The sequence below is a fragment of the Sphingobium sp. TomTYG75 genome, assembly GCF_054771635.1.
Window position 1 is genome coordinate 2,323,788 of record NZ_BSRE01000001.1, and the last position, 12,681, is coordinate 2,336,468.

At 61.7% G+C, this 12,681-nt stretch carries 10 protein-coding genes; 7 read left to right on the top strand and 3 right to left on the bottom strand.

From position 1 onward, the window contains the following. Positions 1–19: 19 nt before the first annotated feature. On the top strand, positions 20–2,197 hold the full coding sequence (locus ACYU81_RS11775) for a TonB-dependent receptor (RefSeq protein WP_460987760.1): 2,178 nt from the start codon (positions 20–22) through the stop codon (positions 2,195–2,197). A gap of 222 nt (positions 2,198–2,419) precedes the next feature. Here the strand turns inward: ACYU81_RS11775 and pabB are convergent, their stop codons facing one another. Next, complete coding sequence (pabB, locus tag ACYU81_RS11780; protein WP_460987761.1) at positions 2,420–3,628, bottom strand: aminodeoxychorismate synthase component I; 1,209 nt, start codon at positions 3,626–3,628, stop codon at positions 2,420–2,422. Positions 3,629–3,938: 310 nt separating this feature from the next. Between pabB and ACYU81_RS11785 the strand changes: the two genes are divergently transcribed. The 6 genes from ACYU81_RS11785 (at position 3,939) to ACYU81_RS11810 (ending at position 10,331) form a co-directional block, all read left to right on the top strand. Next, positions 3,939–4,871 (top strand): AraC family transcriptional regulator, encoded by a 933-nt coding sequence (locus ACYU81_RS11785; RefSeq protein WP_449471735.1) that lies wholly within the window; start codon positions 3,939–3,941, stop codon positions 4,869–4,871. Between the two features lie 82 nt (positions 4,872–4,953). Continuing rightward, entirely contained in the window at positions 4,954–5,712 is a 759-nt protein-coding gene (locus ACYU81_RS11790; RefSeq protein WP_460987762.1) for an SDR family NAD(P)-dependent oxidoreductase, read from the top strand. Between the two features lie 154 nt (positions 5,713–5,866). Beyond that, entirely contained in the window at positions 5,867–8,464 is a 2,598-nt protein-coding gene (locus tag ACYU81_RS11795; RefSeq protein WP_460987763.1) for a TonB-dependent receptor, read from the top strand. 35 nt (positions 8,465–8,499) lie between these two features. Next, positions 8,500–9,036: a 2,4'-dihydroxyacetophenone dioxygenase family protein gene (locus ACYU81_RS11800; RefSeq protein WP_460987764.1), complete on the top strand. Its 537-nt coding sequence runs from the start codon at positions 8,500–8,502 to the stop codon at positions 9,034–9,036. Positions 9,037–9,139: 103 nt separating this feature from the next. Next, complete coding sequence (locus ACYU81_RS11805; protein WP_449471742.1) at positions 9,140–9,544, top strand: nuclear transport factor 2 family protein; 405 nt, start codon at positions 9,140–9,142, stop codon at positions 9,542–9,544. Positions 9,545–9,581: 37 nt separating this feature from the next. Continuing rightward, positions 9,582–10,331, top strand: coding sequence for an IclR family transcriptional regulator (locus tag ACYU81_RS11810; protein WP_449471744.1), 750 nt, complete (start codon positions 9,582–9,584; stop codon positions 10,329–10,331). 190 nt (positions 10,332–10,521) lie between these two features. Here the strand turns inward: ACYU81_RS11810 and desA are convergent, their stop codons facing one another. Together desA and ACYU81_RS11820 are read right to left on the bottom strand one after the other, a co-directional pair. Continuing rightward, a complete protein-coding gene (desA, locus tag ACYU81_RS11815; RefSeq protein ID WP_460987765.1) occupies positions 10,522–11,916 on the bottom strand; it encodes a syringate O-demethylase in 1,395 nt (464 codons plus the stop codon). After that, positions 11,913–12,647: an alpha/beta fold hydrolase gene (locus ACYU81_RS11820; RefSeq protein WP_460987766.1), complete on the bottom strand. Its 735-nt coding sequence runs from the start codon at positions 12,645–12,647 to the stop codon at positions 11,913–11,915. Before ACYU81_RS11820 ends, desA begins: the two co-directional genes overlap by 4 nt. Positions 12,648–12,681: the final 34 nt, after the last annotated feature.

Sequence of the window (12,681 nt, forward strand, 5' to 3'; positions counted from 1 at the left end):
AAAAAATAGGGAGGGAAGAATGAAACGCATATTGCTGACGGGCTCCACCGCCATCATGTCCTTGTGGACGTCATCCGCCTGGGCGCAGGAAGCGGCCCCGCAGGCGGGATCGTCCAACACGCTGGGCGAGATCGTCGTGACGGCCCAGCGCCGGACGGAAAATCTGCAGAAGGTGCCGGTTGCCGCCAGTGCGCTGGACGCTAATGACCTGAAGGCGAACGCCGTCGTGCGCCTCAACGACCTTCAAAATGCAACGCCTGCGCTGTCGATTTCCGACGCGGGTATCACGTCGGCGGTCAACATTCGCGGCATCGGCCTTGCCAGCAACTCGCCCAATGTGACCGCAGGTGTCGCCACCTATATCGACGGGCTGTTCCAGCCGCCGATCGTCCAGGCGAACAGCTTCTATGATCTGGCGAGCGTTGAAGTGTTGCGCGGTCCGCAGGGAACTTTGGTCGGCAGCAACTCGACCGGTGGCGCGATCTTCATCAATTCGCGCAATCCTGATCTGAATGGCATCAATGGCTATGCGGAAGGCCGCGCTGGCAACCGGGGGAATTTCGGGCTGGAAGGCGCGGTCAACGTGCCGCTATCCTCCACGCTGGCTGTGCGCGGCGCTGGATTCTACCGGGGCCATGATAGCTATTTCAAGGATGTCGGCCCCTTCAACAACAAGGCGGGCAAGCTCGACGAAAAGGGCGGGCGGCTGGGCGTGCTGTGGCAGCCGGGCAATTTCCGCGCGCTGCTGAAGGTTCAGTATAATGATCGCGACATTGGCGGCTATGCCTATCGTCCGATCCAGGGGACGGAATTTGGTTCCTACCGGACCGGCGACATTTACACGCTGAACTACGACACACCGGTGGCGATCCGTGAAAAGGCGTTTATTTCCAGCCTGGAACTGCGGCAGGAATTCGCCAGCGGCATCGTGCTGCGGTCGATCAGCGGTTATCAGAGCAAGAAGATCGAAGGTGTCAACGATGTCGATGCCTCGCCTGCTCCAGAGGGCATCGCCCAGGACTATTATGCTCGCGAACGGCAATATAGTCAGGAAATCAACCTTATCTCTCCCACCGGCGAAACGCTGGAATGGATATTGGGCGGCTATTTCCAACGGAACGAAATCAAGGTGCGTATCCGCGAAACGACCTTTGGCTTTCCGACCGACATCGACCCGGACAACAAGCGCACCACGACGGGCATCTTCGCGCAGGGCAGCTACCGCGTGACGCCTGATGTCCAGTTGCAGCTGGGCGCGCGCTATTCGCACTATAAGGCAAGCGGCGTGGGCGATGTGCGCATTGGCGCTGGCATCCCCGGCTTCCCGCCCGGCGGTTTGCCGGTGGCGAGCCTTGCGGGATCGCATAAGGATGGTCGCGTGACGGGTAAGGCGGCGATCAACTGGACGGTCAATGATGACCATCTGCTCTACGCCTTCGTCGCTCGCGGCTATAAGCCCGGCGGCTTCAACGCGGTGGATTCCGAGTTCCGGCCGGAAATGGTGTGGAACTATGAAATTGGCTGGAAGGCGAGCCTGTTCGACAAGCATGTCCGCACGCAGATTTCGGCTTTCTACAATGACTATTCCGATTTCCAGTTCGAAGTGATCGAACCGACGACCGGCTTCAACGGCGTCCAGAATATCTCGCAAGGCAAGATTAAGGGCATTGAAGCCCAGTTGCAGAGCAAGTTCGGCGGCTTCAGTCTCGACGCCAATGTCGCTTATGTCCATTCGAAGCTGGCCGGCCTGACCTTCATCAATATCCGCGCCCTTCCGCCCGGGAGCTTGGGTCCGCAATGCCCGCCGGGTGTCGGCTCGGCGCCTCCGGCTTGCTACAACTATACTCCCGACATCGTCACCACCGATGGCGGCCCCAACCTCTATTCGCCCAAATGGACCTACGGCGGCACGGCGGCCTATGAATTCCAGCTGGGAGACGAGGTGACTTTGACCCCGCGCGTCAGCTATTCCTATGTCGGCCCGCGCTTCACCAATCTCGCTTATTCACCGGTGACCGACCGGATCAAAGGCTATGGCCTGCTGTCCGGCCTTGTCACCCTGCGCACCGGCCAGTTCCATATCGAGGCCTATGGCACCAACCTGACCGGCAAGCGCTATGTCAGCGGCCAGTTTGGTCTCAATGAATTTTACGGTGCGCCGCGCGAATATGGCATTCGCGCAGGCTTCACCTTCTGAAGTTGAGGGAAACCCGCCGCCATCGGGTGGCGGGTTTCAGGATTGGTGCTTTGGAGCTTGTTCGATCCGGCCAGATTGAACAAGCTCCACTTACCCCGGCAGCATCGCCGCAAGCAAATCCTAGAGCATGATCCGATCAGACTGGATCGGATCATGCTCCATTTGTCTTTTGTTTCCGCATTTTCCGAGCCAGCAGATGATGCCATCTGCTTCGAAAATGCTCTAGTCAAGAAATCGTGCCTTGGTCAGGCATTCCTCCCATTCCGCGAGGGGATCGGAGTCAGCGACGATGCCGGACCCGAGGTCGATCGTCAGCCGCCGTTCTGCCGGTGAGACGGTCAGGGTACGGATCGCGACGTTGAAACGCGCGTCACCGTCCGGGGTGAAATGGCCGATTGATCCTGTGTAGATGCCGCGCGGTCTGTCTTCCAGCTGTGCAATCACTTGCGCCGCACGGATCTTGGGCGCTCCAGTGATTGAGCCGCAGGGGAACAGGGCGGCGAGGATGTCGAAAGCGTCCACATCCTCGCGGCGACGCGCCGTCACGGCAGAGACCATCTGGTGGACCGTCGGATAGGTTTCGACCGAGAAAAGCTGCGGCACCTTCACCGATCCAGGCTCCGCCACCCGCGACAGATCATTGCGCATCAGGTCGACGATCATCAGATTTTCGGCGCGCTGTTTGGGATCAGCGGCGAGCGACTGCGCGGCAGCGGCGTCCGCTCCGGGATCGGCATGTCGCTCCGCCGTACCCTTCATCGGACGACAGGCGATGTCGCGCCCAGTCACCGTGAAGAACAACTCCGGCGAGAAGGAGAAGATGAGGTCTGCGCCAGTGGATATGATCGCGCCATAAGGAGCACGCTGGCGCTGCCGCAGCCGGGTGTAGAGCGCCAGCGGATCACCGTCGAAGTCCATCCCGGCGCGGAAAGTGAGGTTGGCCTGATACAGATCGCCTGCACGAATGAGTTCGAGCAGGTCTGCGATCCGCCCCATATGCTGCTCTTTCGTGCTGGAGGGCGTCAGTGGCCCCATGCGGAACGTCGCATCGGTGGGGAGCAGGTTTGCGAACATTTGTGACGGAAGCACCAATGGGGTCCCGAATATCCCGAACCAGAGGAGCGGCCCGCAGGAGGGGGTAACCGGCATGGCGGGATCGAAGGCGGCAGCGGCATCATAGCTGACAAACCCGGCGGCGTGTGCGCCTTGTCTCGTAGCTGCGCGCACCGCTTCCAGTGCAGGTGCGACTTCCGAGAGCGTCGCAGCCTCGATCACTTGCATCGGATGGGTGAAGAGTGTGACGTCGCCGTTGGGCGAGGATGCGTCGTCTAAAAGCACATAGGGTTGATCGAAGGCCGACAGGAAACCCAAGGCCTTCACACCACATTCTGGTCGGGCCGATTGCGGCGGCACAGTAAGAAGATGGTTCATTGCACGCTCCACCTCGCACGCGCCGAGAAATCTTCGGCCTCCGAACGAGCTTTAGGTCTGCTGTGGCCCCACATCGCGCCGTGGCGATCATTCGAACTGATCCGCAGATATTCATTTTTTCTAAGTCTTGGTCTGAAGATATATTCCACGGGAGGGAATGTAGCGGAGATAAAATCATATTTATCAGTCTCTTGAAAATGATAATGACCCCATCACCTGCAACGAGCAGGATGAAGGCCATGGGGACGACGACCGCCACTATTTCCTTCTCATAATTTATGTGAAACTGTTCCAGTCAGGAGAGCGGTGGATGATCGAGCAATTCTCGACGCAGGACGTCGCCAGGCGTGATCGCTTGGCTTACTGGAACAGGATCGCCTCTGGCCGGTCCGCCGGGCTGATGATCGACAGTTCCAATCGCGAATTTCTAGGTCAGCTTGGCTGTTGGACGCTGGGCGACCTCACCATTTTCAAGGCGCGGGCGGAATCGTCGGTCGTGTCGCGCAGCGCCCGCCACCACGGCGAAGAGCGGCTGCTGGTGCACCTCCAGACCCTTGGCCTCAGTGAGCAGCGCCAATCCGGCCGCGAATGCGTACTGCGGCCCGGCGACCTTTCCATCTGCACCACCGCAGCGCCGATGCGGATCGAGGTTGCATCCCATGAAATGATGGTGGTCGATGTCGCCCGCCATGAACTGGAACAGCGGGTGCCGCAGCTGGACCTCCATATCGGCAGTCCGACGCCCGGCAATTCGCCGACCGTCCACAGCTTTCACCAACTCGCCCTTGCCCTGTGGCGAGAGGCGGAGAGCCGTGCCGCGCCGCCCGATCCAAGCTGGGCCGAGGGCGCCGAAACGCTGATGCTGGACCTGCTGGGCCTTGCCTTGCGCAGCGCTGTGCGCGGCGGTCCCAATGTCGATGGCCGGGGACTGGCGCGGGTCAAGGCGATAGTGGAGGCACGGCTGGGCGATCCGAACCTCGACACGGAATCCATCGCGCGCGAAGTCGGCATATCCCCGCGAACGATCCAAACCTGGTTCGCGGCCGAAAGCACGACGCTACGCGCCTATATATTGGACCGGCGGCTGGAACGGGCGCTGGAAATGCTTGCGGCCGACCGGGCGGCGAACATCACCGCGATCGCCCTCGAGCTCGGCTTCAACGACCCTGCTTATTTCGCGCGCTGCTTCCGCAAGCGGCACGGCTATTCACCTCGCGAAGGGCGCCAGATCGCGCGCGCCTGACCAGCGGTAATTTCCAAAGATCGTCCATCGGCCGCTCCGATCGCAGGAGCGCGCCTACCATCAGCATGCAGGAGTGACGCAGATGACCAACGGATTGCTTGCCGGGAAAACGGGCTTTGTCACTGGCGCTGCCAGCGGCATTGGGCGCGGCATCGCCAAGGTGCTGGCGGCGGAAGGAGCCAACGTCGTGTTGAGTGACCTTGCCTCCTCAGCCGAGGAAGGCGCGCAAGCGGTCGCGGAGATCGAAGCGGCGGGCGGCGTCGCATGCTTCATGGCGGCCGATGTTACCAGCGCGGCGGATATCGACGCGCTGATTGCGCAGACGCGCGAGATCAACGGGCGTATCGACTTCGCCGTTAATAATGCGGGCATCGGCCTTAAATCCATGTTGGCGGACAGCAGCGATGACCTGTGGGACAAGATGAACGATGTGAATCTCAAAAGCTGTTTCCGCGTCATGCGCGGCGCTTTGACCGTCATGCGGGGGCAGGGTGGCGGCTGCATCGTCAACGTCTCATCCATCGCGGGAGCGGTGGGCTTGCGCGAAGCAGGCGTCTATGCGGCGACCAAGCATGCGATCCTTGGTCTGACGCGAACGGCGGCGGGGGAGAATGGCGACGTCAATGTGCGCGTTAATGCCATCCTGCCCAACGCGATCCGCTCCAAGCTGCTCGACGGCACTTCGCCCGAGTTCCTGGAAGCGCTGCTTGCGCCCCAGGCGATCAAGCGGCTGGGCGAGCCGGAGGAGTGCGGGCACCTTGCGGCCTTCCTGCTGTCGGACAGGGCGGCCTTCATCACCGGCGCGTGCATCCCGATCGATGGCGGCTATCTGGCAAACTGACCAAGGCGATAATTCGCATCCGTGAAAAATTCGCGGAAATGAATCAAATTGCGCTGGAGTCCTGATCGGTAGCGCTCCAGTGCAAGCGGGAGAGGCGGGTTTCTGTCATTTCGATGGGGAGCGCGAAAAGCGTCCATTGCCGAGGGGAGGAACCATGATCAAGATGATAGCCGCATTGCCCGTTGCGTCGGTGCTGGCCATAGCGGCCGGGACTTTGACGCCGGGGTACGCCCAGGAAGCGACGCCCGCACCCACTGGCACCGCCGCCACGCCCGATCCAGTGCCTGCCGCTGAGGAAGTGCCCCAGACCGGTGGCGTTCAGGACATCGTCGTCACGGCCCAGCGTCGTTCAGAAAATGTGCAGAAGGTGCCGATCGCGATTACCGCCTTCACCAACGATGCATTGCAGGAGCGCGCGGTGCAGAGCGTCGCGTCGCTTTCGGGCCTAGCCCCCAATGTGACATTCGATGCGGGTACGCCCTTTTCCGGGTCGTCATCGGTGCTGGCAGCCTATGTCCGCGGCATCGGATCGAACGACTTCGCGTTCAACATCGATCCGGGCGTCGGCGTCTATCTGGACGGCGTCTATTTGGCACGTTCGGTCGGCGCGAACCAAGAACTGGGGGACGTCGAGCGGATCGAAGTGCTTAAAGGTCCGCAGGGCACGCTGTTCGGCCGCAACACCATCGGCGGCGCGATTTCCATTGTCACCCATGATCCGGGCGACAAGTTCCGCTTCATTGGCGATGCGACGGTGGGCAGCTACAGGCTGTTCCAGGCGCGCGGCACGGCGGACATTCCGATCAGCGACACGCTGGCGAGCTCGGTGTCCTTTTCCGTCAAGACGCGCAACGGCTATTTTAAGCGCAAGCCTTTCCCGGGCGCGCAGCCGGGCACCTATCAGGTCGAACCGGCGACCGCCTATTCCGCGTCCGGTTATGAAAATGCCGGGATCGGCCGTGAGGGCGGCGAAGATGCCTGGAGCCTGCGCACCAAGCTGCGCTGGGAACCGAGCGATGCCGTGCGCGTGTCGTTGACCGGGGACTATAGCAACAGCAAGCAGGAACAGCTCCCCAACACGCTGCTGGCGACCACGCCCAATGTCGCGGGCGGCGCGTTCGATGTGTTCGCGGGCAGCTATAACTGCGCCATTGCGGGCCAATCCACCGGGTGCGGCAACGGCCCGCCGTCTTTCGTCTATGCCTTTCGGCGTGCCGGGCGCACCGGCTTGTTTGACCTGCCCGCGATCTTCGGCGTCAACGCCGACGCCAATCCCGACAACAACCGCCTACCTTACGACGATCGCTTTGTGACGGGGGACAAGGACAGCAGCTACGCAACGGGATCCAACTTCTCGCGCATGCAATCCTACGGCGCCGCAGGAACGATCGAATATGATCTGTCCGACAGCCTGACGCTGAAATCCATTACGGCTTATCGCGAACTGCACTGGAAGGCGGGGCTGGATAATGACGGGTCGCCGCTCAACATGCTTCAGATCAGTTTCGAGATGAACCAGAAGCAGTTCAGCCAGGAGTTCCAGATGCTAGGCAACGCGCTGGACGAACGGCTGAAGTATGTTCTTGGCGCTTATTATTTCGAAGAGTCGGGCAACCTTCATGAATATGTGACCTTCGCCGAAGGGTTGCTGTCTATCGACGGCAACAACCTTCTGAGCACCAAGAATGGCGCTGTGTTCGGGCAGTTGGACTTTAAGCCGATCGACCTCATCGGCATCACGGTCGGCGCGCGCTATACCAAGGAAAAGAAGTCGTTCGAAGGGTTTCAGACCGATCTCAACGGCCTGACCTACAAGATCCTGAACGGCTTTGGCGTCCCGCCCTGCGCATCGCTGACCCCGATCAGCGACGATTGCCGGATCGCGGCAGGCTTCCCCAACGCCAACGCCCCGCTGCAGCTTTATCCCGGTGGCGTGAACCGCAAGACCTTTGACAATTTCTCGCCCAAGATCGGCGTCCAGCTTTATCCCAGCGATGACCTCATGGCCTATGCTTCCTGGTCGAAAGGGTACAAGACCGGCGGTTGGACGACGCGCCTATCGAACCCGCTGCCCGATGCTCCGAACTTTGACGAGGAAAAGGCGACGACTTGGGAAATCGGGCTCAAGTCGAAGCTGTTCGACCGGCGTCTGCAGCTAAACTTCGCGGCCTTCACCACCAACTATAAGGGCATCCAGCTGAACTTCCAGCAGGGCGTGTCCCCCACCATCCAGAACGCCGGTGACGCCCGCATCAAGGGCTTCGAGGCCGAAGCGGTCTTCGCGCCCATCCGCGCCTTCGCCCTGACGACATCGCTCGGCTATATCGACGCCAAATATACCTCGGTACTGCCGGGCGCGGTTGTCGCGCCCAGCGTGATCCAGGGCGGTGTGTTCGTGGGTGCCGAACTGCCCAAGACGCCGCATTGGAAGGTCAATGTCAGCCCGCGCGTCGAGCTGGATGTGGGCAGCAGCGGCGCGAAGCTCATAATGTTGGCCGACTGGACCTACACGTCGCAGATGCGCAACGACACCGAAGGGACCTTCCTGCTCAACCGCAAGGCTTCGAACGTCGTCAATGCCAACGTCACGCTGCGCCTGCCTGACGACCGCTACAGCGTCACGGTGGGCGGCACTAACGTCTTCAACGAACGTTTCCTGACCACGGGTCAGGCGCAGATCGCCGGGGGGCAATTCTACGGCACCTATAATCGTCCGGCCGAATGGTATGCCAGGCTGGGCGTGAAGTTCTGATCAACCCCACATAACGGAAACAGGATCGCATCATCATGTCCACTGTAATGACCGCCCCCCCATCGACCGCCTTCAAGATCGTCGATGTCCCCGAAAACCTGTCTCATGTGATTGAGGCGCATGGCGTCAAGGGCAGCTTCATCGGGCCGTCGGAGGAGGAAAGTCCTTGGGTGCCGTTCGGCCCCAACGCCGCCATTCGTCACCTCGCGTTCGACGTCCGCCAGAACATCTATTGCAATGTGCTCTGGTTGAAAGGACCGGGCGTCGTCGGCACGCACAAGCATCGAGGGCGGCTGGTCATGATGTGCCTGGAAGGCAGCCTGCGCTATCTGGAGCATGATTGGGTCGCAGGCCCAGGCGACTTCTTCTTGGAAGTGCCCGGCGAACGGCACACACTGGTCAGCGAGCATCCCCAGGGTGGCAAGCTGTGGGGATGGATGCAGGGGCCGATCGAATTCTACGACGAGGATGGCAAGTTCGTGGAGACGGCCGACGTATGGTGGTTCATCAACCATTATGAGAGCTACTGCCGGGAAAACAACTTGCCCATCAACCCGCAACTCTACCTCTGAGCGGGGGCGTCCGCCGGGAGGAGCAGCCCGCCTCCCGGCGGATGGATTGCAAAATGACCAGGAGCAGGCCCCTGCCACGTAACGCCGCAGCGCCGAAGACCTCATGAGCTTCCCAACCCCTGACCAGCGCCGCGCAATCGAGTGGGATTGTACCCGTCTCGTCCACCATTATGCCAATCTCAACGATGCGGCGAAATGGGAAGCCGCAGCCCATTTGTTCACGGATGATGGCCGGTTATCCCGGCCAACCGCGCCCGATCAGCCGATTGTTGGCCGCGAAGCTATATTGGCCGCCTTCCTCGCCCGCCCGCCGCGTACCACCCGCCATGTCTGCGCGAATGTCGTCATCGACGTTCTCAGCACAGATGAGGCCACAGGCGAAAGCGCTATGCTGTTGTTCGTCGGCCCAGGCACGCCGTTGGTGGGATCATTCAAGGACAGGTTCATCCGCACCACTGGAGGATGGCGTTTCCTGGAACGCAGCGGATCGCTCATCTTTTCGGCATGAGGCTATTCCATTTCATTCCTGATGCTAAAGTCGGGCCATGAACGAACAGACGCTATCGCCCACCGTCAAATCCGCCATGCGCACGATCGACATCATCGAATATGTCGTCTCGTGCCGCCGCCCACTAGTGGCGCAGGAGATCGCGCAGGCTCTGTCGATCCCTGTCAGCAGCCTGTCCTACCTGCTCGCGACGCTGACGGAGCGCGGCTATCTGCAACGCGAAGGTCGCCGCTACAGCGCCGGGCCGGGGTTGGCCCGGTTACAGGGGCCGACGCCTGCCTTCTCGCTCGCCGAACGGGCCGCGCCGCTGGTGCGGTCGCTCCGCGTCCAGCTGAACGAGACCAGCTCCTTCTTCGTGCGCAAGGGGTGGGAGATGGAAGCGCTGATCACCGAAACCAGCGACCATGCGCTGCGCTATGCCGTGCAGACCGGCCGTCGCACGCCGCTCCACTGTTTTTCGGCGGGCAAGGCCTTGCTTGCGGCGATGCCGGACGAAGAATTCGAACGCTATCTGGAGGAAAGCCGTCGCGAGGCGCTGACTCCCACGACGATCACGGATGCGGATGCCCTGCGGCAGGAGATCAGGCTGGTGCGGCAAACGGGCGTGGCGCGCACACGGGAAGAAAGCACGCCCGGCATTTACGGCTTGGCCTATGTGGCGCGCGCGGATGGGGAAGTGGCCGGGGCGTTCAGCGTCGCCGTGCCGGTAGTGCGGTTCGATGAGGAACTCGACCGGCGCGTGGTGTCCGCGCTGACACGGACGGCGGCCTTGTTCGATATTGCTTGAAGCATGCCGCTGATCCCGGCGCCGTTCGCGCTCAGGGCAAACGGGTGAAGGATATACGCCGTGCTCCTGCGAAGGCAGGAGCCCAGGTCCAAGCGCCGAATTAGGCTCTTGCCTTTGCAGGAGCACAGCAGCACTGCCCCCAAAAAATCCGGCGGGATGCCGGGAGAAAAACACCCCGCCGGTTGGATGATCAGGCGGTCTTGCGGGTCCGCCATCCATCCGCATAGCTGTCACGCGCGACTTCGGAATAGGGCGCGGGGCTGACAGTGGCGTGGATTTCGACCTGGATATGCGGCTCGACGGTCGGCTTGCTGGTGCCGCCATCGGGTTCGCCCCACAGCAGCGTCACCTTCGTGCCGGGCTCGGCATATTCGGCGTCCAACATCGCCAGCGTCAGCATGCGGCCTTCATTGGCGCTGTAGCCGACCCAGGTGGACAGGCCGACCTGCTTGCCATCGACCAGCACCGAGTCATAGGGGTGCATCGAATAGACCGCCGAGGGGAATTCGAAATATTTCGCGCGGTCGCCCTTCTGGAAAGCGGAGCTGATGACGCGGGCGACGTCTTGGCTGTCGAGCGCCAGCGTCACCTTCTTGCGATGCGGTCCGGCCGCGATCTTCTCCAGCGCTTCGCGGCCGATAAAATCATGATCGAACTTCACGAACAGACCATAACCGAGATCCCAGGGGGTCAGATAATAGCCATCGATGCTGTCGGGGACATAGCTGCCGCCGATCGACGCCTTGGCTTCGTAGGAGTTGGCGGTCAGCCATTCGCGATAGGGCTTGAGCGCTTCGCCGCTGTAGACGGCAGGCAGCGGGGAGGGGATCCAGCCCGATTCCAGCGTGTTGGACGAATAGGTCCGGCCACCGACCAGCGTCAGGCCGAAGGGTTCGCCCGCCTTGATCAGCGCCTGGCGCACGGTTTCGCGCTCGGCCCAGGGACCGAACAGCTCATAACCCGGCTGGCCCGCCATGCCGTGGCGGAGCGCGCGCACCTTGCAACCGGCGATGTCGAGCGTGGTCATGTGGAAGAATTTGAGGTCGGGCGGGGTCTGGCCCATTGCCGCCTCAAGGGTCTGCATCGCATTCGGCCCTTGCAGCTGATAGCGGTAGGACTTGCGGTTTTCCGGGTCGGGACGGACGGCGGTGCGCTCGTCGCGTTCGACGGTTACGTTCCACTTGCCGGTCTGGGCGTGATATTCCACCCACTCGATGGCGGGGGCGCGGCCGACCAGGTTGAAGCGGTTTTCCTCAAGGTAGAAGAGGATCACGTCGCCGATGACATAGCCGTCGGGCGTGACCGGCACCCACTGCTTGGCGCGATCGGGAATGAAGCCCTTGAAGCTGTTGATGCCGAGATGGTTCAGCATCGCGAAGGCGTCCGGCCCGCTGACTTCCAGATCGACCATGTGATAGGACTGGTTGAACAGCACGGCCCTCTGCGCCCATGCGGTCTGTTCGTTGCGCCAGTTGGAATATTCCGCAGGAACGCCCGGATAGGCATTGGGGCCGGTCTGCTGGTTGCGCAGGAAGTGAACGAGGTCACCCTTGCCTTCGACCAGATTTTGCAGGCTTTCAGTCATTCATCGTCTCCCATCATGGTATTGGAGCCGACGGGCATGTCCAGCCAGTCGGCTATGGCTTCGTTAAGGGCATCAGGCGCTTCGGCGGGCAGCATGTGGCCCGACTTGGCGATGATCTTGAGATGCGCACCGGGGATGCGCGCGGCGATGGAGCGGTGCTGTTCGGGCGGGCTCCATTCATCAGCGTCGCCCACCGCGACCAGCGTTGGACAGTCGATGTTGGGCAGCAGCGATTCGACCTCCGGGCGGCCGAGAAGGGCGGCGATCTGCGCAGCGTAGGTGTCGATGCCCGCCTGCGTCGCCATCAGGTGCAGCGGCGCGATCAACTCTTGATCGGCGCGGCGGGCAGGGGCGACCATGGGGGGAAGCCAGCGGTCCACCAGTGCGGCCATGCCCTCCGCCCGGCCGAGCGCCAGCAGGGTGTGGCGCTTCTCTGCCTCTCCTTCACGGACGGTGTGTGTGCCGGTGCTAATCAGAGCGAGCTTTTCCACGCGCTCAGGGGCAAGCCGCACAACCTCTAGTGCGACCCGTGCGCCCATAGAATGGCCGAGCAGCGCCATCTTCTCGGGGCCAGAGGCGATCACGCGCTGCGCCATCTCCGCGATGCTGTCACACGCGCCAAAGCCATCGATTGCGAAGGCGTCGGGGAAACGCTTCAGCTGCGCGCCAAACATGCGGGAATCGCAGAGAAGGCCGGGCAGAAGGACAAGATTTGCGGTGGAAGCGGACACGATGAAATCGCCTTAATTCGTATTCGTGAAATTT